The sequence below is a fragment of the Pseudomonas sp. FP2294 genome, from assembly GCF_030687625.1.
GTDB lineage: Bacteria > Pseudomonadota > Gammaproteobacteria > Pseudomonadales > Pseudomonadaceae > Aquipseudomonas > Aquipseudomonas shahriarae.
On the sequence record NZ_CP117441.1, the window covers coordinates 4056018 to 4076556 of the forward strand.

The following is a 20539-nucleotide window of genomic DNA, read 5'->3' on the forward strand; positions in this document are numbered from 1 at the left end:
TCTAGTGACGTGCCAGCAAGCGCGTCGCGTCCTGACATTGGCTCACCGCTAAATCTGTGAAGAAGTGTTCATATATGCCCCTCAAGACGCTGTCCATTTTCGGGACCCGGCCCGAAGCCATAAAAATGGCCCCTTTGGTTCTGGAACTGGCAAGCGACCCTCGTTTTGAGTCGAGGGTGTGCGTCACCGCGCAGCACCGTGAGATGCTCGACCAAGTGCTTGAACTATTCGAGCTGACGCCCGACTTCGACTTGAACATCATGAAAGCCGGGCAAACACTGACAGACGTGACGACGGCGATTATTCAAGGGCTCAAACCCATCCTTGAAGACTTCAAGCCCGATGTGATCCTTGTTCATGGCGACACCGCCACTACCTTCGCCGCCAGCCTGGCCGCCTATTACCAACAAGTCCCGATTGCCCATGTCGAGGCAGGCCTGCGTACCAACGACCTCTATTCGCCATGGCCCGAAGAAGGCAACCGGCGGTTAACAGGTACTCTTGCTGCCCTCCATTTTGCGCCCACTGAAACATCGCGGCAGAACCTGCTGAAAGAAGGAGTCGCCTCCTCGGCCATTCACGTTACCGGCAACACCGTGATTGATGCCCTGCTCAGCGTGGTCGATCGTTTAAGTAGTCCAGCTTCGCCACTCCAAGCGCAATTCGAGGAGCAGTTTGCATTCTTGCCTCGTGACAAGCGCATGGTGTTGATCACCGGCCATCGGCGCGAAAACTTCGGTGGCGGTTTCGAGCGTATTTGCCAAGCGCTGGTCAACACTGCCCAGCAATTCCCCGATGTTGAGTTCGTATACCCGGTGCACCTGAACCCGAACGTTCGTGAACCCGTAAAACGCCTGCTAGCTGGTATCAACAACGTGCATCTGATCGAACCACTGGATTATCTGCCGTTCGTTTACCTGATGACGCGCTCTTACGTGATCCTTACCGACTCCGGCGGTATCCAGGAAGAAGCACCTGCCTTGGGCAAACCTGTCCTGGTGATGCGTGACACGACTGAACGCCCCGAAGCCGTCGAAGCCGGCACAGTGAAGCTGGTTGGCACAGAAGTGGACTCCATCACCCACCACCTCAGCGAATTGCTGAGCGACGAAGTGGCTTATCAAAAAATGAGTTTTGCCCATAACCCTTATGGCGACGGTAAGGCTTGTGCACACATCCGTGAGGCGCTGATGGTTTTGGTCGCTCAACGAAACGAGGCAGCAGCATGAGTTTCTCCCGCATTTCGGTCATTGGACTTGGTTACATCGGCCTGCCCACAGCAGCCATTTTCGCCTCACGCAAGAAGCAAGTCATTGGCGTTGATGTCAATCAGCGCGCTGTAGACATCATCAATCGTGGCGAGATTCATATCGTCGAGCCCGATCTTGATATGTTGGTTCATGCCGCCGTCACCGAAGGTTACCTGCGGGCAACGACGGTACCCGAACCGGCCGATGCGTTCCTGATTGCGGTTCCAACACCCTTCAAGGAAAACCACGAGCCGGACCTGGGCTACATCGAGGCGGCAAGCAAGTCGATTGCCAGCGTCTTGAAAAAGAATGACTTGGTTATCCTGGAGTCGACCTCCCCTGTCGGAGCGACGGAGTGCATGGCCGAGTGGCTTGCCCAAGCTCGCCCGGACCTGACCTTCCCGGCCACCCATGGCGAAGATTCCGACATCCGTATCGCGCACTGTCCTGAGCGTGTGTTGCCAGGCCATGTCTTGCGGGAACTGGTTGCCAACGATCGCATCATTGGCGGTATGACCCCCAAGTGCTCCAACGCCGCCGTGAGTCTTTACCGCGCGTTTGTCGAGGGCGAGTGCATTATCACCGACACCCGCACGGCCGAGATGTGCAAGCTCACCGAGAACAGCTTTCGTGACGTCAACATCGCGTTCGCCAACGAACTGTCAATGATTTGCGCCGAACTGGAAATCAACCCGTGGGAGTTGATCCGCCTGGCCAACCACCACCCTCGGGTCAATATCCTGCAGCCCGGCCCCGGCGTCGGTGGTCACTGTATCGCGGTCGACCCCTGGTTCATCGTCAGCAAAACCCCAGAGCTGGCCCGCTTGATCCGTAGTGCCCGCGAAGTCAATGACCAGAAGCCGCAGTGGGTCGTTCAACAAGTGAAACTGGCCGTGGCCGACTATTTGCTGAGCCATCCGGAACAGTCCGCCAGCACCGTGCAGATCGCGTGCTATGGCTTGGCTTTCAAGCCAGACATCGATGACTTGCGTGAAAGCCCAGCCCTCAACATCGCCCGACAGTTGAGCGATGAACTGGGCGTGACGCTACAGCTCATCGAACCCAACATTCAGGAGCTGCCTGAAAAGTTGGCCGCGCATCAGTTGGTAGACACTGACTATGCCCTGGACAGCGCGCACATTCACGTATTGCTGGTCAAGCACCGTGAATTCAAAGAGATGGCAAAAATGCGAGATGGCGCCGTTGTAATCGATGCTGCTGGCGTGTTTGCTGCCTGAGAAGAGAATTAAAGATGACTAGCGTCCAACTCCCCACGCCGCCGGAAGCCCCTACAGCCCTGGCAGACATTCACGACCGTGTAATGGAGGCCTACTACGGGAAGTTGGGCGAGCATTTCATGCGCGAAACCCAGGCACGTATCCATTGGATCTGTGCACAGGTTTCGGGCAAGAAGGTACTCGATGTAGGTTGCTCACAGGGCATCGTGCCGCTATTGCTGGCCCGCGAGGGCTGCGACGTGATCGGTGTCGACACCAGCCCCCAGGCTATTGAAGAAGCCAAATCGTACATGGCGGCCGAGCCGTCCCATGTACAGGCCAAAGTCTCCTACGTGAACGCGGATTTCCTGTCCCTGAACGTCGAGGATGCTGAACCCGACACCATCGTCATCAGCGAAGTACTCGAACACCTCGTACGTCCGGAAATGTTTGTCGAGAAAGCTGCGTCGCTGCTCAAGCCCGACGGGCGACTGATCATCACCGTGCCATTCGGGGTAAATGATTTCATCGACCACAAGCACACGTTCTACCTGCTTGAGCCCTTCCGCCTGCTGAACGAATACCTGCACATCACCCAGATCAAAGTACTGGGCAAGTGGCTGGGCATGGTGGCGGTCAAAAAAACCGACGCCACCGCCCCTTCCCCCGTGCAGTTGGATATGGCCCAGGTACAAAACCTGGAAAAAGCCTTCGAAGCGATCGAGCGCAACCTGCAGAACAGCCTGTCCAACACCAGCAAGAACCTGACCGAAGCCAACAAGAAATACCGTGCGGCCACCGAACAAATTGCCCAGCTCAAGCCCAAGGCACAACAGGTGGAAGAACTCACGAAAAAAAATCTTGCCCAGGAAGCAATGCTTGCCGAGCAGGCTGATATCAAGCTGCGCCTGGACGAGGCGAACAAAAAATACCGCGTGGCCACCGAGCAGGTGCAACAGCTCAAGTCACAATTAACTGAACTGGAAAACACCAAAAAGGCCCGTCTTGAGCAGAATGATAAAGAGCTCACAGACCTGCATGCCCGACTTGAAAACACCCAGGAACAATTGCAGCACACCCAAACCCAGCACGAGTTGCTCAAGGCACAAGTAGCAGCCTTGCAAACAGAAAACCAGTCAGCGGTCGAACAACAAGACCAGCAACTGATAGAGCTGCATGCGCTCACCCAGCAATTGCAGACCCTTGCCTCCCAGAACGCTCGGCTGCAGGAGTTGGTGACCGAAGAACAATCGGGGCGCCATCAGGCAGAGACAGCACTCATCAGCATCAACCATGATGCCGAACAACAGCTGCACGCCCACGAAGCCATCCAGGCACGGCTGGAAGAAGATATCGACACGCTGCTACTGCAAGTCGATGACCTGACAAATCTCCACGCACAGGAAATGCAGGAGCTGAACAGCCAGCTCAAGGAGTGCCGCGCACGCATTACCGAGCTGTCCGGCCACCTTGAACAAGAGCGCGCCATCCGCCCACTGCTGGAGAACGAACTGGCCACCTGCGAAGCCCATGTGGCGCAGTTGGACAGAGAGCTGCAGATCAAGACCGACCAGCATCTAATTATCACCAACCAGCTTGAAGCCGAACGCGCAACCCGACAAAACCTGGAGTTGAGCCTCAACCAACTTGAGCATCAATCCCAGGAGGCTCTGCTGCAACGAGACAAGCTCACGACGGCCCTGCAGCAACAGACCTGCGCCCTGGAAGAGCTTCGCCAGCAAAATGCCGACCTGCAAGAACAGGTGCAACTGGAGTTGTCCAGTCGCGAGGCTGCCGAGCAACTGCTTGCCACCACGCAGGAGCAATGGGATGACGCTCGCCTGCGCATGGAAAGCGAGCTGCAGTCTTCAAAAGGCTGGCTTGAGGCCGCCAATCAAAAGTATCGCGAAGCCACGGGTACGCAGATCCCTCATCTGAAAAGCAATCTTGAAAAACTGCTTGGACAAACCGCCGCCCAGCAGCAAAAAATCGAAGAGCTCAACGACAACCTGCATCGTGCCAATGCCAAACGCCATCTGGCAGAGCAGCGCCTGATCAAAACCCGCTCAAGCCTTACCTACCAGCTGGGTTATCAACTAAAGGCCAGCGGCAGCTCGCTGGGCGGCATCATTCGCTTGCCAGGCACCTTGTTCAACCTGTACCGCCAGGCCAGCAAAACCCGCAAAGACACAGCCCAGAAAGCCATTGGTTTTGACGGCCCGTCAGCGCTGCTGCCTGCGCCACAACACATCGCCAAAACAGACGTCGCCTTGCCCGCAGCACTCGCCGACACCGAGTATGTGCGCAACTGCTTGCTCAACCACGAGCAGGGCAATGCCGCATCCTTGAAAGTCGCCTGTGTGATGGACGAATTCACCTACGGCTCATACCGCCATGAATGCAACCTGCTGCAACTGACCCCTGCGGATTGGCAGGAGCAACTGCAGCAATTCCAGCCCGAACTGGTGTTTATCGAATCAGCCTGGCGCGGCAAAGATGACTTGTGGGGCAGCAAAGTCGGCCATAACAGCCACGAACTGCAAGACATCCTTAAATGGTGCAAAGACCACAAGGTACCCTCGGTTTTCTGGAACAAAGAGGATCCGGTCCACTTCGAGACCTTCTTGTCTACCGCCAAACAGTTCGACTTCGTGTTCACTACCGACATCGACTGCATTCATCGCTACAAGGGTGCGCTCGGACATGATCGGGTGTATCTGTTGCCGTTCGCCTGCCAACCGGCGGTGCACAACCCGGTTGAACTGTACGAGCGTAAAGATGCGTTTTGCTTCGCTGGCGCCTACTACACCCGTTACCCCGACCGTACCCGCGACCTGGGTAATTTTGTCAGCGAACTGCCGAACTTCCGTCCGCTGGAAATTTTCGACCGCAACTTTGGCAAGAACGACCCCAACTACCAGTTCCCCGAGCAATACCAGCCGTACATCGTTGGTACGTTGAGCTTCGAGCAGATCGACCGCGCCTACAAAGGCTACCGTTACGCGATCAACCTCAACTCGATCAAGCAGTCGCAGTCAATGTTCGCCCGCCGAGTGTTTGAATTGCTTGGCTCCAACACCGTGACAGTCAGCAACTTCTCCCGCGGTGTGCGCCTGTTGTTTGGCGACCTGGTGATCACCACCGACAGCGGCCCGGAAATGCTGCGCCGCCTGAACACACTGGCAGGTAACGAACGCGACAGTGACAAGCTGCGCCTGGCTGCCCTGCGCAAAGTGATGCAAGAACACACCTATGGGCACCGCCTCAACTATGTGATGAGCAAAGTGACCGGCAAGGCCCAGGAAGAAAGCCAGCCGCGCATTTGCATTATCGCCGATGCCGCCAACAGCGCCGAAGTCGAAGCCCTGACCCAGCACCTGCTTCGTCAGCGCTACACCAACGTGAGCATGCATGTCGTCGTCAACGACACCGTCGGCAAAACTGCAGTCAAAGACCCACGGATAAAACTGATCTCGCGCAAACAGCTGAAAAAAACCAGCCTTGGTGAACTGGCCGGTGATGCGCCGTGGTTCGCGGCCATGGCCAGCGAGGACTACTACGGCCCGAACTACCTGCTCGATATGGTCCTGGCGACGCGCTACAACCAGGCTGAAGTCATCGGTAAAGTTGCCCACTATGTGCGCAAGGATGACGGCATCCATTTGCAGAACCCAGGTCAGGCTTATCGTCGCCCGGCCAGCATTGCTGCGCGCGCCGCACTGATCAAAACCGCACTGATTGCCGAGCAACAAACCAGCGAGTGGCTCAAAACCCTGCCGAAGTTGAACTACGAGTTCGAGCAATCACTGGCGATCGATGCGTTCAACTACTGCCGAAACGCCGCGGGTGCCCGCGGGCAAGACGTGACGGAGGTCGTAGACGACCTCAATCTGTACACCGGCATCGGCATTGACGAGCTGCAACGCCGTGCCGAAGCCATTGAACCGCTCAAGGTCAGCCACACCAGCGCAGAGATCTGCGGGCGTGACCTGGCCGCAATGTTCGGACCGATTCGTAGCAAGCATCTGGAAGAACACATTGACGTAGATACCTGGCAGATCAGCTCTTCGCTCGCCGATGGCAAGCATGAGTACCAGTACGCCAAGACGGATTTGCCTGTCGCCGAATTGGCGTCGGGTGAACAACTCAAACTGTTCCTTGACGCCACCCCTGGCCTGAACATCCAGTTGGTCGTGCTGTTCCTCGATGCCCAGAAACAACGCATCAGTCATGTCATGCAACACGCCAACCGCAACCAGACCAGCGATATCCCGCCAGAGGCCGCCTTCATTCGCCTGGGCATCCGTGCCTATGCCAATGGCAGCGCCGGTATCAAGGCACTGGTCCTGGGGCACCGCGATCTGCAGCCATCGGAAATGCTCGCCAAATCCGAATACCTGCTGTTGACCAACCATTACCCGGCCTATGACGACCTGTACCGCAACGGTTTCGTCCACACCCGCGTCACCGCCTATCAGGAACGTGGCGTCAACGTGGACGTATTCCGCCTGCGCAAGAACGAAGCGGTCAGCTATCACGAGTTTGAAAACGTCGACGTCATGACCGGCTCCCAGGCCACCCTGGCGAAGATGCTGGAGTCGGGTGCCTACAAGACCATCCTGGTTCACTTCCTCGACCCAGACATGTGGGAAGTCCTGCGCCGACACCTGAACACCACCAAGGTCATCGTATGGGTCCACGGCGCCGAGATCCAACCGTGGTGGCGCCGCGAATACAACTTCACCACCGATGAACAACTGGCCCTGGGCAAACTCGACAGCGACAAGCGCATGAGCTTCTGGCGCAACCTGCTGCAACCCATGCCGGCCAACCTGAAACTGGTGTTTGTATCCCGCTACTTCGCCGAAGAAGTGATGGAAGACCTCGGCTTCCGCCTGCCAGAAAACCAGTACGAGATCATTCATAACCCGATCAACACCGAGCTGTTTTCTTATGTGGAAAAGCCGGTTGAACAGCGTAAGAAGATCTTGTCGATTCGGCCGTACGCGTCAGCAAAATACGCGAACGACCTCAGCGTTACAGCCATCGAGTTGCTCTCCGAAAAGCCCTACTTCTCCGAACTAGAGTTCCACATGATTGGGGATGGAGTCCTGTTTGAAGAAACTCTGGCACCACTGCGCAAGTTCCCGAACGTGAAAATCGAAAGGCGGTTCATGAAGCACGCAGAGATTGCAGCCTTGCACAAAGAGTATGGCCTCTTCCTCTGCCCTACCCGGATGGACGCTCAGGGGGTGTCGCGGGATGAGGCTATGGCATCGGGGTTGATTCCTGTAACTAACGGGGTCACTGCCATTCCAGAGTTTGTCGATGAGGCATGCGCTATTTTGGGAGGTGAAAACGATGCCGCCACATTGGCCGAGGGCATAGCTCGAGTGATCGAAGAACCAGGCTTGTTCAGTTCGATGTCTTTGGCTGCACGGATACGAGTTGAAAACCAGACAGACCTGAAAGTAATCGTCAATCAAGAAGCAACCTTAATAAAAAATGCAAAACGTTAAAAATCTGAAAAATTTTCAACATTAAAATCTCAAACGCAACGATCAGTGTTTTATAGGGCAATTTCATGAAAAAAACGATAGTTATCTTAAGCTTACTCTTTCTTCTTGGGGCTTGTGGTGAGTCGAAGACCGAAAGCTCGCCCGCTATTACTGCAACAACTGAACGCGCGACACTTACCCTCAGTGATGGATCGACGTTGAGTTATGATGGAAAACTGCTCTACTCAGTAGTTCGCAATGGGGAAAAGGGCAATTCACGACTAAACAAAATCACTGTGAAGTCCGGGGCAAAAATAGCCGAAAACTCACTTTACGCCCAACTTGCTAAACTCGGATACACTAGAGCAGTCATTGACAGCAATGGCGATACCTTTAAGGTTCACTATTATAAAAAAGATCAACCTACGATCGGTAGCGTCTATCAAGAATTTGCTCAAGAGCAAAATGAACTTACCACCAACGCTTCCATATACTGGGAAATAAAGTAAGCACTACGGAGGCTTTGGTATTCAAAGCCTCTTTTCCAGACAAGCAGGAAAAACCATGAATACCATTACAAACTTCACAGCTTATTGATAATGCACAATCTCCAATCTGTATTTCGAGCCACGGCGGGATGGTGCATATCACTAGGAACAAAAATTATCAGTGTCACGCCGCTCGCCACTGTAACAATTCAATTAGCTAGCTTCACAGCGCAAATACTACTACTGCTAACATTTTTTTTACCCCTCAAGATATTAATCTTATTGGGTTCAGACTCCATACCTGACTATTTCCCGCTATACTTGAAAAACATTGAAAAAACACATCTAATTGCGGGCTTGAGTGCGCTCACATTCCTATGCTACATCCTATACATTTCATCCGAACTGATAATTTTCCACCTCTCGAAAGTTGGTGCAGAAAAGCTTACTAACAAGAGCAAAAAATTAAACTTATTTAGCAATCAAAAAAAAATATCCGTTCAAATATACTCTAAATTCAATAGAGGACTTTCCGCAGGTAGCTTTTCGCTTATAGCCTTGTCAATCCTGCTTTATATCTATCCGCTTTTTTTCTTAGCCATCACAATATATCTTTTATTAATTACACTGCTAACCATCAAGCTTTTCAATATAAGCCAATCGATTCGCAACTTACTTACAACACATTACACAGTGGCGTTAAACACATTAGCAGCTATCGGCTTCTTGATAGTTTTCTTCTTTATGGTCTTGAATTTCCTTTACTATGACCCGCCGAAAGTTTTTGCGGCACTTATATCATTGCTACTGGTGCGACAAGCACTATCGCGACTTACACTAATGATTCAGGATGTCATTTCGTTACGCACACAGCACCGTCAAGTCAACGCTCTGTTTTTTTACAGACAACAATTTTCAACCGAACTAAACCTCCCTACAAATAAGATAAGAAACTTACTTGATGAGAGCACGAGAAACATATGGCTCCGAGATGCAATAAACTCATTTTCACCTCACCACCAGGTAGTAAAATCGAGTTCTTGGCACCAATTAGGCAATCCTGAAATTTATGCATTTGAAGTAACAACCCACTCTACAGAACCCGCTCTTGAAAGTCGTTTCCTAGTCAAACTATTTAGCGAAAATATTTCAATTGCTGCAGACCAAGAAGCTGCGTTGATGCTTGCTAAACCAGCCATTCCATCACTGAAATTCTTTGGTCACACAGAAGTAGAAGGCCTAAAATGTCATATTTTCGTACTGGATGATTTCAAAAAGATTGAGCGACATACCGCTCAAGCAAATGCCTTGCTCACCAATAAAAAACTCGTAAGCATCAATCCTCCGGAAGCATTGGTCTTGAAATTCGGCCGATCACACTTATATCTGGAACAGAGATTACGCTTAGAGCTGTTTGAGCAGGTTAGAATTATTGCCTTACCTGAGCAACTGTACACCATTGAAAAAATCATTGAAAAGCATAGTTATATCATTGAATTGCTTTCAACATTACCAAGACAAATAATATGCCTGGACCTGGGTCCAGATACGTTACTTATCTCTGAGAACAAGGATATTCGAGTTAGTCATTGGGCAAATTGGAAGATGGAGCCGGTGGGTGCAAACTGGCCCATCACTCACCTTAATGAACTGAAGAATGCGGTAACAGAGGCGCGAACAATCCGAGCTGATTTTAAAGAAATCACCTCAGCAGCTTTTAAGGTATGCGCACTGGCCTATACATTTGAACGTTTGTGTTCCCGCGCAAATTATGCAGACGCAATAGCCCTACTGCCCGACCTGCTCGAGCAACTCGAATCCAATGAAACCTCCACTTTAATCAGAGTTGATCTACCGTGACCCGCATAGCAATGATCGTCTGGAATGAATTCCGCAACGACGCCCGTGTATTAAAAGAGGCGCAGACGCTTCAAGCTGCCGGCTACGCCGTAACCGTGTTCGCCCTGCACACACCGGGCGTCACCCAAGAGAAAGAGACACTGCCGGGCGGTATCAACGTGGTGCGTGTTGCACGCAGTCCATTGTGGAAACTGCGCAAAACCAAAACTGGCGGCGCAGCTTCTGCACCGGCCTCAGCCAGCGGCCCTATCGGTCGCTTGAGCCCGACCAGGCAAGCGCTGCGGATTGTCGCGCGGTTGTGGACCCATGCAGGCTTGCTGGCGCGGATCGCCTGGCATCGCGCCGCAGTGGTGCACGCCCATGACGTCAATACACTGCCAACGGCATGGTTGGCGGCGAAACTCAGTGGCGCCCGCGTGGTGTATGACGCCCATGAAATCAGCACCAGCCGCGAAGGCTATAACAGCTTTCGCGGCCTGGTCGCGCGGGTCGAAGGCGTGTTGATGCCCCGAGTGCAGGGCAGCATTACCACTACAGATGCGCGGGCCAAGTTTTTTGCTCGGGCCTATGGCGTGCCACGCCCGGTGGTGTTGCAGAACCGACCGCGCTTGACGGTCAGCCCCGCCAGTCAGCGGATTCGCCAGGAGCTGCAGTTGCAGCAGCCATGGCCAATCATCATTTATCAGGGTGGGTTGCAGCAGGGCCGAGGCCTGGAGCGCTTGGTACGGATCTCGGCCTCAGTCAAGGACGCCTATTTCGTGTTCATTGGTGGCGGCAGGCTGACGGCGCCATTGACCGCGTTGAGCCAGGAACTCGGACTGACGGAGCGTGTGCATTTCATTCCAACCGTCTCGTTGGCCGATCTGCCCAGCTACACCGCCTCTGCAGACATTGGCGTGCAGCCCATTGAAAACACCTGCCTGAACCACTTCACCACCGACTCCAACAAATTATTCGAGTACCTGATTGCCGGCCTGCCCGTCGTCGCGACTGACCTGCCGGAGATTCGCCGTATCATCAGAGCGTTCGACATCGGTTTGCTGGTACGCGAAAGCGACGACCAGCAGTTGATCGATGCACTCAATCGCCTGGTAAGCGATCCGCAACTGCGCCGCACCCTGGCGGCCAATGCCGTAAATGCCGCGGCCCAATTGAACTGGGAGCAACAGGAAGAACTGTTGGTCAACCTGTATGGCCGCGTTCTCAAGGGCCAGACTTACTGCGCTGACGCTCGCCAATGACCGTCCGCATTCTTCTCTTGAGCTTCTATTACCCGCCTGATCTGGCGGCGGGTTCGTTCAGGGTCGAAGCCTTGGTAAGGGCGCTGCTTGAGCAAAATAACTGCAAATTGCACATTGACCTGATCACCACGCAACCGAATCGCTATCACTCCTACAAAGCGCCGGCTGAAAGCACTCAAGGCTTCTCGCGACTGTCGATCACGCGCATTGACTTGCCGCCCCATAAAAATGGCGTCGTTGACCAGGCCAAGGCATTCCTCTCCTACGCCTTGGGGGCCCGTAAAGCCGCTCGTGGTAAAGACTACGATTTGGTGGTGGCGTCCTCTTCAAGATTGATGACTGCTGCCTTGGGCGCGTCGATTTCGTTCCAGAGCAAAACGCCGCTATACCTCGATATACGCGACATCTTCGTAGAGACGCTACCAGAGCTGTATCCCGGTATGGTCGGCCGGACCATGACGTATTTCTTTTCGTGGGTGGAACGCCTGACCATTCGCCAGGCAACTCAGGTCAACCTGATTTCGCCGGGTTTTCTGGGGTACTTCAACGAACGCTACCCCCACAGGTGTTTTTCCACCCATACCAATGGTGTGGATGACCTTTTCCTGCAACCGTTGACCAATCTGGAAAAACTACGCGCGCCCTCGACCGAGCTGAAAATCGTGTACGCGGGCAATATCGGCGCTGGCCAGGGGCTGGATAGAATCATTCCGGCGATGGCTGAACAGCTTGAAGGTCTCGCGCAGTTCTACATCATTGGTGACGGTGGAGCTGCCGATAAGCTTCGGCAAGCGCTGGCCAGTAAAAACATCTCCAATGTGAAACTGATAGCGCCGACCAAACGCTCAAACCTGATCGATCATTACCGGGAAGCTGACATACTTTTCCTGCACCTCAACACCTTCAAATCCTTTCGACGGGTTTTGCCTTCCAAGCTGTTTGAATATGCAGCGACTGGCAAACCCATCCTGGCGGGTTTGGGGGGTTATGCAAGACAGTTCACCAAGTCGAAAATTGCCAATGCCACGGTGTTCGAACCCGGCGACCTCAACGGTGCGATGGAAGCACTGAATCGCCTGGAACTGACATCAATAAACCGTTCGGTTTTTGTCGAGGATTACTCCCGCGTCGCTATTCAGCAGCGCATGGCGTTGGACGTATTGGGCACACCGGAATTGAGCAATGGCCCCTCAACCAGGTATCTGCGCCTCAAACGCTGGATCTTCATCCAGATCGACTGGATCGGTGCGGGCTCGCGCTACCCGGTTGTTGCCGAAGTATTGACAGCGTCCTTTCTGGGCTGAGAGCTACCGGGTATAGAGCGGTTCCCGCCATTATTTACATTTCAGTAAAGATTCCCTTCAACCATTGCCTCAGCCTGCCGACAACCTGACAAAGCCTTGCGGATTGAATCAATATGCGTAACAACCAGCCCGTTACCCAGCGCGAACGTACCTTCCCCGCTCAACAACGGTTGATCTCCACGACCGATGCCAAAGGCGTGATCACTTACTGCAACGATGCGTTTGTCGAGATCAGTGGGTTTTCCCGGGATGAACTGATGCGCGCCCCGCACAACCTGGTTCGCCACCCGGATGTGCCGGCGGCCGTGTTCGCGCATATGTGGACGACGCTCAAACAAGGCTTGCCATGGATGGGCATCGTTAAGAACCGCTGCAAGACCGGCGATCACTACTGGGTCAACGCCTACGTGACCCCGGTGTTCGACGGCGAACAGGTGATCGGCTACGAATCGGTGCGGGTCAAGCCGACCGCCGAGCAGATCCGCCGTGCCGAAGCGCTGTACCAACGAATCAACCAGGGCAAGTCGGCCATCCCGCGCAGCGATAAATGGTTGCCGGTACTGCAGGACTGGCTGCCGTTTATCCTGGTCAGCCAATTGAGCTTCCTGATCGGCGTCTGGTTCGACTCCCACTGGGGTTTTGCCCTGGCCGCCGCCTTGTCGGTGCCCCTGGGCCTGCTCGGCCTGAGCTGGCAGCAGCGCGGCCTCAAGCGCCTGCTGCGCCTGGCCGAACAGACCACCTCCGACCCGCTGATTGCGCAGATGTACACCGACAGCCGTGGCGCGCAGGCGCGACTGGAGATGTCGATCCTCAGCCAGGAAGCCCGCCTGAAGACCTGCCTGACCCGTTTGCAGGACACCGCCGAGCACCTCAACGACCAGGCGCGCCAGTCCAACACCCTGGCCCACAACAGTTCAACCGGCCTGGAACGCCAGCGCGTCGAGACCGAGCAGGTGGCCACCGCCGTCAATCAGATGGCCGCCACCACCCAGGAAGTCGCCAGCCATGTACAGCGCACGGCCGATGCGACCCAGGAAGCCAATCGCCTGACCAGCCGTGGCCGGGACATTGCCGGGGAAACCCGCGAAGCCATCCAGCGCCTGTCGGTGGTGGTTGGAGAGACCGGGACAACCGTGACCCAACTGGCCAAGGACAGCGACGAAATCGGCGGCGTGGTGGATGTGATCAAAGGCATTGCCGACCAGACCAACCTGCTGGCCCTCAACGCCGCCATCGAAGCGGCGCGTGCCGGTGAGATGGGCCGTGGGTTTGCGGTGGTGGCCGATGAAGTGCGGCAACTGGCGCAACGCACCAGCGAATCCACCGGGCAGATCCATGCCCTGATCGCCAAGCTGCAACAGACCGCCAGCACCGCCGTGCAGACCATGGATGCCGGGCATCGCCAGGCTGAAGAAGGCGTGGCACGGGTGATGGAGGCTGATGCGGCGCTGGTGGGGATCAGCGAGGCGGTGGCCCATATTACCGACATGACCACCCAGATCGCCGCCGCGACCGAGGAGCAAAGCTCAGTGGCCGAAGAGATCAGCCGCAATATCAGCACCATTGCGCTGTTGGCGGACCAGACTTCGGAGCAGGCGTTGAACTCGGCGCAGTTGAGTGAAGAGCTGACGCATACGGCGAATACGCAGTATTCGTTGGTGGAGCGGTTTAACCGATAACCTCAACCGAGCATGCCTACCTTTTCAATATGTAGGCATGCTCTAGCAATAGAGATATCCCCAAAGCGATCATTGAGCTTTGAAAGTCAAGCCATAACAACTACAGCCAACACAAATTACATCCTAGCAAATTCTTCCAGCATTTTAGCATGCGAAGCGAAAGTCACAACCGCATGCTCATCCTTATAATATAAGCTTTTATTTTGCGCTGACAAATTGTCTCCATGCCTATTATAAGAAAAACTAGGCAAATTCTGTGAATGCTCGACATAGAGTACTTCAGGCCTGCTTCTATCCACCTCATCGAAACGTTCAGTTATACTGAATGGGCTACGAGGATACGCGCCTTTCGAAACAGAAAACTTACAACCAGTCATTGCCCTAGAAAACTCAACATCACAAACATCAACATTACCGTTGGGCAAAAAATAAGATACAAAAAGTCGATTAATACTAATCAATACGGTCAGAAGCGTATTATCAATTTCAGCAGAATACTTCGACCCAAGACTTTGAAGCAGCTCAAAATGCGAAGCTGTAATAAAATCATCATCATCAAGAGCTACACGAATGACAACACACCCTTCTAGCTCCGACTCCTTGTAAAAGCCTGACTTTTGAACCGCACCTGAGAACAAATTATCTCGCCGCTCAGGATAAGTTGAATTAGGCCTTCTAATCCGATCGATGTGGACCTCGGCCTCATTCCCATAGCCTTCTTTAGGATGAGAATAAATATTTAGGTAGACTTTATGAGATAACCCAAAACGCTCTATCGCACTTCTAATAACATCCACGGCCCTTCCCTTGTCATCAGAGACATGAATAAACCATATAAAGTTATTATATTTCTGCGTACCAACACAATGAATGAGACCGACAAAATAGCTTAAATAGCGAGACATGACATGAGGATCAGTCTCAGTATCACAAAACACCGTCTCAACCACAATCAATGGAATTTTCAAACTGACTTTTGACTTATAGTCTCGCGGCAGCATTAAAGATTCTTTATAGTTAAAGCTATTACTTTCAGCAACAACTTTTTTTATCTTATCCATCCGCCCAACGTCAAACGAATATATCTCAGCAACTCCAATCTGCATCAATCTCAACGCAACTTTAAAGTGAGTAGCATTTTTAGGAATTTCAATTCTTCCAACTTGATTGGCCGGAGATGAGCCGCCTGATAACTTTTCACCACTCGACCCAAAAAAAACCAACACTGCAATCAAAGATATATTTGACTGCCCTCTTAAAAAAATAAAACACTCATCAGCATCACACTCTAGTGACTCAACAGAAATCAGATCAGAGTAAACATAAGCATGCACTCCCTCTGCAAGCCTTGAGTCACAAACCAATACATCTTCCAAGACATTTACACTGACACCTGCAACAGACTTACCTAAAAATAAACTTATCATCACACCACCACAATACGATTTTATACAAAAAAACAAACAATTTTATTATTATCATATTAAGCTTGCAAACTGTCAAGCATAGTAAGCCAGCATGAAAAATAACCGACACAACATGAATCATTGCTTTGAGATAAACCATGACAAAACTTACAAGCCATAAAAGCTGGCATTGAAAACGAATCCGACTGGCTTACTTATCAATTCACCCTCTTGACTGCCCCACGGACATAATCCTAAACCTCAAAATTTAAGGGATTAAAATAACCCTTACACATTCGCATACGAACCCTAGTATTTGATGATCATCCGCGATCAGCGCTTTCAGCCAAGTTGTTGCGTCAGCCTGACAGAAAACGCCTGCAAAAATGGGTATGAAAGTCTCCGGGGCTGACGCACACCTCTGACCAGCACACCCAATTAATAGGTAGCTATCGCCGGCAGGCTGACTCCTAGGGGATTTAAGTGATCCATTCTATAAGCTGGCTTGCCGTCGATAGCGCGCTAACAGGCGCCGAGAAACCCTGCCACCTTCCCCGCCGCTGCCTCCAAATGCTGCGCATGACTAAACCCCGAAGCCTTCAACGGCTTCAAATCATGATCCCCCGCCACCAGCCACATCACCTCGATGCTCGGCGACAGCACATACCCCTCCACCGCCGCCCGATTGCCCAGCGCATCGCGTTCGCCCTGCACAATCAAGGTCGGGGTCTTCAGCCCAGCCAGATGCTCGACCCGTGGCTTCTCTGGCTTGCCCACCGCGTAGAACGGATACCCCAGACACACCAGTGCATCAGCCGCCAATTCATCGGCCAATAAACTGGCCATCCGCCCGCCCATGGACTTGCCGCCAATAGCCAAAGGCCCAGCGACATGACGTCGCACCTGGGCATATACCTCGCGCCAGCATTCCAGCAGCTTTGGAGCCGGATTCGGTGGGCGCCTGCCCCCGTCCACACGGCGCTGGGCCATGTAGGGAAACTCGAAGCGCAATACGTTCACGCCATGCCCGGCAAGGCGTGCAGCCATGTCGTCCATAAAGCCGGAGTCCATCGGCGCGCCAGCACCGTGGGCCAGGATCAGCGTGGGTGATGGGCCAGCGCCCTCGCGCGTGGCTGCATTCCACAACCAACCGTATTCACCCACACACTGCGCCCATTGATCCCCGTCAATACTGGCCTTGTGCTCTTTGCCCATGCTTGCCTCGCTTTTTAGTCTGCCTATAACTCCAGCCCAAGTGCTGCATCTGCTTGGGTTGAACCGTGGATGGGGAACCATGAACACTACTTTAAGTACCGCCTATAACTACAAGGTGGTCCGCCAATTCGCCATTATGACGGTGGTGTGGGGCATCGTCGGCATGGGGCTCGGGGTTTTTCTCGCTGCCCAGTTGGTATGGCCCGAACTCAACTTCAACCTGCCTTGGACCAGTTTCGGTCGATTGCGCCCACTGCACACCAACGCGGTGATTTTCGCGTTTGGTGGCTGCGCGCTGTTTGCCAGCTCCTTCTACGCGGTGCAACGCACCTGCCAGACCCAGCTGTTCGCGCCGAAAGTCGCCGCGTTCTGCTTCTGGGGCTGGCAATTGGTGATCCTGCTGGCGGCAATCAGCTTGCCACTGGGCTATACCAGTTCCAAGGAATACGCCGAGCTGGAATGGCCGATCGACATCCTGATCACCATTGTCTGGGTCGCCTATGCCATCGTGTTCTTCGGCACCGTGGCCAAGCGCAACACCAAGCACATCTACGTCGGTAACTGGTTCTTCGGTGCGTTCATCATCACCGTAGCGATCCTGCATATCGTCAACAACCTGGAAATCCCGGTCAGCCTGACCAAGTCCTACTCGCTGTACGGCGGTGCGACGGATGCCATGGTGCAGTGGTGGTACGGCCATAACGCCGTAGGTTTCTTCCTCACTGCAGGCTTCCTGGGGATGATGTACTACTTCGTGCCGAAACAGGCCGAGCGTCCGGTTTACTCCTATCGCTTGTCCATCGTGCACTTCTGGGCACTGATCACCCTGTACATCTGGGCCGGTCCGCACCACTTGCACTACACCGCGCTGCCGGACTGGGCACAGTCCCTGGGCATGGTGATGTCGCTGGTTCTGCTGGCGCCAAGCTGGGGCGGCATGATCAACGGCATGATGACCCTCTCGGGCGCCTGGCATAAGCTGCGCAGCGACCCGATCCTGCGCTTCCTCGTTGTATCGCTGGCGTTCTACGGCATGTCGACCTTTGAAGGTCCGATGATGGCGATCAAGACGGTCAACGCCCTGTCCCACTACACCGACTGGACCATCGGCCACGTACACGCCGGCGCTCTGGGTTGGGTGGCGATGATTTCCATCGGCGCGCTGTACCACATGATCCCGAAAGTCTTCGGTCGCGAGCAGATGTACAGCCTCGGCCTGATCAACGCGCACTTCTGGCTGGCCACTATCGGCACCGTGCTCTACATCGCTTCGATGTGGGTCAACGGCATTGCCCAGGGCCTGATGTGGCGTGCAGTCAACGAAGACGGCACCTTGACCTACTCCTTCGTCGAAACCCTGGTGGCCAGCCACCCAGGCTTCATCGTGCGGTTGGTGGGTGGTGCGATCTTCCTCAGCGGCATGTTCCTGATGGCTTACAACACTTGGCGCACCGTGCGTTCGGCACAACCTGCCGAAGTAGCCGCTGCGGCGCGGATGGCCTGAGGAGTCGATGATGAAACACGAAACGATTGAAAAGAACGTCGGCCTGCTGATGCTGCTGATGGTGCTCGCCGTGAGTATCGGTGGCCTGACGCAGATCGTCCCGCTGTTCTTCCAGGACGTCACCAACAAGCCGGTCGAAGGCATGAAGCCCTACACCGCGCTGCAACTGGAAGGCCGTGACATCTACATCCGCGAAGGCTGCGTACAGTGCCACTCGCAAATGATCCGGCCGTTCCGCGCCGAGACCGAACGCTACGGCCACTACTCGGTCGCCGGCGAAAGCGTGTGGGACCACCCGTTCCTGTGGGGCTCCAAGCGTACCGGTCCGGACCTGGCCCGGGTAGGTGCACGCTACTCCGACGACTGGCACCGCGCGCACTTGTACAACCCGCGCAACGTCGTGCCTGAGTCGAAGATGCCGGCCTATCCATGGCTGGTCACCGCCCAGGTCGACAGCAGCCACACCGAAACCAAGCTCAAGGTCATGCGCACCCTCGGCGTGCCGTACACCGACGCGGACATCACCGCCGCCGTGGACAGCCTCAAGGGCAAGACCGAAATGGACGCTCTGGTCTCTTACCTGCAAGTGCTCGGCACTGCAATCAAGAGCAAGAGGTGAACCATGGGTTTTGAACTGGATACCGGAATGATCCGCGGCCTCGGCACGCTGGTGGTGGCAATTGCCTTCATCGGCCTGTCGCTGTGGGTGTTCAACTCCAAGCGCAACCCGGAGTTCGCCGAGGCCTGCCTGCTGCCATTTGCCGATGAGCCTAAGCCTGACGCCACCGGCACCCCATCCGACGCTCAAGAAGAGCCTGTAACAAGGAGCATTCGGCCATGACTACCTTTTGGAGTACATGGATCTGTGTACTGACCCTCGGCAGCCTGATCGGCCTGACCTGGCTGTTGTTCGGCACCCGCAAGGGCGAGACCAAAGGCAGCGTCGACCAGACCATGGGCCACGCCTTCGACGGGATTGAGGAGTACGACAACCCTCTGCCCCAATGGTGGTTCATGTTGTTCGCCGGCACCCTGGTATTTGCCGTCGGCTACCTGATCCTCTATCCGGGCCTGGGCAACTGGAAAGGTGTCTTGCCGGGCTATGAAGACGGCTGGACCCAGACCAAGGAATGGGACAAGGAAATGGCCAGGGCCGACGCCAAGTTCGGGCCGATCTTCGCCAAATTCGCAGCCATGCCCGTGGAAGAGGTCGCCAAAGACCCACAAGCGCTGAAAATGGGCGGTCGCCTGTTTGCCTCCAACTGCGCGGTGTGCCACGGCTCCGATGCCAAGGGCGCCTATGGCTTCCCGAACCTGGCGGACGACAACTGGCGCTGGGGTGGTTCGGCGGACGCAATCAAGCTGACCATCATGAACGGTCGCCACGCTGCAATGCCGGCCTGGGGTGAAGTGCTGGGCGAAGACGGTGTGAAAAACGTCGCTGCCTATGTACGCCACGACCTGGCCAAGTTGCCGCTGCCGGCTGACAGCAAGGTTGACCTGGTCGCCGGCCAGCAAGCGTTCAGCACCACTTGCGTGGCCTGCCACGGCCCAGAGGGCCACGGTGTAGAAGCCATGGGCGCGCCGAACCTGACGCAACCTGCCGGCTTCATCTACGGCACCAGCCTGGCGCAGTTGCAACAGACCATCCGTCACGGTCGCCAAGGCCAGATGCCGGCGCAGGAAGCACTGCAAGGCAACGACAAGGTCCACCTGCTGGCGGCCTACGTCTACAGCCTGTCGCAAAAAGAGCAGAAGTAAGCTTCACGCTACAAGCTGCAAGAGAAGAGTTCTCAACTCGGCTCTTGCAGCCCTCCCCCTCTCCCGCTCCAGACTTGCCACTCACCGCTGCCCCCTGCGCCCCATTGTCGCACCCT

At 54.6% G+C, this 20539-nt stretch carries 14 protein-coding genes; 12 read left to right on the forward strand and 2 right to left on the reverse strand.

Annotated features, from left to right (window positions below; all coding sequences use genetic code 11):
- The first annotated feature begins 74 nt into the window (after positions 1–74).
- The 8 genes from wecB to PSH73_RS18095 all read left to right on the forward strand — a co-directional run bounded on the left by wecB (position 75) and on the right by PSH73_RS18095 (position 14537).
- Entirely contained in the window at positions 75–1229 is a 1155-nt protein-coding gene (gene wecB, locus PSH73_RS18060) for a non-hydrolyzing UDP-N-acetylglucosamine 2-epimerase (protein WP_120733806.1), read from the forward strand.
- A complete protein-coding gene (gene wecC / locus PSH73_RS18065) occupies positions 1226–2488 on the forward strand; it encodes a UDP-N-acetyl-D-mannosamine dehydrogenase (RefSeq protein WP_120733808.1) in 1263 nt (420 codons plus the stop codon). Before wecB ends, wecC begins: the two co-directional genes overlap by 4 nt.
- Positions 2489–2502: 14 nt before the next feature.
- Positions 2503–7986, forward strand: coding sequence for a methyltransferase domain-containing protein (locus PSH73_RS18070; RefSeq protein WP_305461137.1), 5484 nt, complete (start codon positions 2503–2505; stop codon positions 7984–7986).
- Between the two features lie 65 nt (positions 7987–8051).
- Positions 8052–8474, forward strand: coding sequence for a hypothetical protein (locus PSH73_RS18075; RefSeq protein ID WP_162947760.1), 423 nt, complete (start codon positions 8052–8054; stop codon positions 8472–8474).
- Positions 8475–8564: 90 nt separating this feature from the next.
- A complete protein-coding gene (locus PSH73_RS18080) occupies positions 8565–10313 on the forward strand; it encodes a hypothetical protein (RefSeq protein WP_169989646.1) in 1749 nt (582 codons plus the stop codon).
- Entirely contained in the window at positions 10310–11554 is a 1245-nt protein-coding gene (locus tag PSH73_RS18085; RefSeq protein ID WP_120733814.1) for a glycosyltransferase family 4 protein, read from the forward strand. Before PSH73_RS18080 ends, PSH73_RS18085 begins: the two co-directional genes overlap by 4 nt.
- Complete coding sequence (locus tag PSH73_RS18090) at positions 11551–12858, forward strand: glycosyltransferase family 4 protein (protein WP_120733816.1); 1308 nt, start codon at positions 11551–11553, stop codon at positions 12856–12858. Before PSH73_RS18085 ends, PSH73_RS18090 begins: the two co-directional genes overlap by 4 nt.
- A 113-nt stretch (positions 12859–12971) precedes the next feature.
- Positions 12972–14537 carry a PAS domain-containing methyl-accepting chemotaxis protein gene (locus tag PSH73_RS18095; RefSeq protein ID WP_057960312.1) on the forward strand — a complete coding sequence of 522 codons (1566 nt, stop codon included), beginning with the start codon at positions 12972–12974 and terminating at the stop codon, positions 14535–14537.
- A gap of 116 nt (positions 14538–14653) precedes the next feature.
- Here PSH73_RS18095 and PSH73_RS18100 read toward each other — a convergent pair whose 3' ends face one another.
- Positions 14654–15964: a hypothetical protein gene (locus PSH73_RS18100; RefSeq protein WP_305461141.1), complete on the reverse strand. Its 1311-nt coding sequence runs from the start codon at positions 15962–15964 to the stop codon at positions 14654–14656.
- 501 nt (positions 15965–16465) lie between these two features.
- Complete coding sequence (locus tag PSH73_RS18105; RefSeq protein ID WP_057439483.1) at positions 16466–17158, reverse strand: alpha/beta family hydrolase; 693 nt, start codon at positions 17156–17158, stop codon at positions 16466–16468.
- 79 nt (positions 17159–17237) lie between these two features.
- On the opposite strand from PSH73_RS18105, the gene ccoN reads away from it, so the two are divergent.
- Genes ccoN through ccoP form a run of 4 tightly spaced genes read left to right on the forward strand, consistent with a single transcriptional unit; the run spans position 17238 to position 20423 of the window.
- On the forward strand, positions 17238–18662 hold the full coding sequence (gene ccoN / locus PSH73_RS18110; protein ID WP_070994710.1) for a cytochrome-c oxidase, cbb3-type subunit I: 1425 nt from the start codon (positions 17238–17240) through the stop codon (positions 18660–18662).
- A gap of 10 nt (positions 18663–18672) precedes the next feature.
- Positions 18673–19281, forward strand: coding sequence for a cytochrome-c oxidase, cbb3-type subunit II (gene ccoO / locus PSH73_RS18115; RefSeq protein ID WP_029300055.1), 609 nt, complete (start codon positions 18673–18675; stop codon positions 19279–19281).
- Between the two features lie 3 nt (positions 19282–19284).
- Positions 19285–19503, forward strand: coding sequence for a cbb3-type cytochrome c oxidase subunit 3 (locus PSH73_RS18120; RefSeq protein ID WP_057439484.1), 219 nt, complete (start codon positions 19285–19287; stop codon positions 19501–19503).
- Positions 19500–20423 carry a cytochrome-c oxidase, cbb3-type subunit III gene (gene ccoP / locus PSH73_RS18125; protein WP_128592861.1) on the forward strand — a complete coding sequence of 308 codons (924 nt, stop codon included), beginning with the start codon at positions 19500–19502 and terminating at the stop codon, positions 20421–20423. The genes PSH73_RS18120 and ccoP overlap by 4 nt, the downstream gene beginning before the upstream one ends.
- Positions 20424–20539 lie beyond the last annotated feature (116 nt).

What these genes read in the sequence shown, in the direction of transcription:
- PSH73_RS18120 (WP_057439484.1), top strand. Translation starts at nt 19,285, where the DNA reads ATGGGTTTTGAACTGGATACCGGAATGATCCGCGGCCTCGGCACGCTG.
- PSH73_RS18075 (WP_162947760.1), top strand. Translation starts at nt 8,052, where the DNA reads ATGAAAAAAACGATAGTTATCTTAAGCTTACTCTTTCTTCTTGGGGCT.
- ccoN (WP_070994710.1), top strand. Translation starts at nt 17,238, where the DNA reads ATGAACACTACTTTAAGTACCGCCTATAACTACAAGGTGGTCCGCCAA.
- PSH73_RS18090 (WP_120733816.1), top strand. Translation starts at nt 11,551, where the DNA reads ATGACCGTCCGCATTCTTCTCTTGAGCTTCTATTACCCGCCTGATCTG.
- wecB (WP_120733806.1), top strand. Translation starts at nt 75, where the DNA reads ATGCCCCTCAAGACGCTGTCCATTTTCGGGACCCGGCCCGAAGCCATA.
- PSH73_RS18095 (WP_057960312.1), top strand. Translation starts at nt 12,972, where the DNA reads ATGCGTAACAACCAGCCCGTTACCCAGCGCGAACGTACCTTCCCCGCT.
- wecC (WP_120733808.1), top strand. Translation starts at nt 1,226, where the DNA reads ATGAGTTTCTCCCGCATTTCGGTCATTGGACTTGGTTACATCGGCCTG.
- ccoO (WP_029300055.1), top strand. Translation starts at nt 18,673, where the DNA reads ATGAAACACGAAACGATTGAAAAGAACGTCGGCCTGCTGATGCTGCTG.
- PSH73_RS18070 (WP_305461137.1), top strand. Translation starts at nt 2,503, where the DNA reads ATGACTAGCGTCCAACTCCCCACGCCGCCGGAAGCCCCTACAGCCCTG.
- PSH73_RS18105 (WP_057439483.1), bottom strand. Translation starts at nt 17,158, where the DNA reads ATGGGCAAAGAGCACAAGGCCAGTATTGACGGGGATCAATGGGCGCAG.
- PSH73_RS18100 (WP_305461141.1), bottom strand. Translation starts at nt 15,964, where the DNA reads ATGATAAGTTTATTTTTAGGTAAGTCTGTTGCAGGTGTCAGTGTAAAT.
- PSH73_RS18080 (WP_169989646.1), top strand. Translation starts at nt 8,565, where the DNA reads ATGCACAATCTCCAATCTGTATTTCGAGCCACGGCGGGATGGTGCATA.
- ccoP (WP_128592861.1), top strand. Translation starts at nt 19,500, where the DNA reads ATGACTACCTTTTGGAGTACATGGATCTGTGTACTGACCCTCGGCAGC.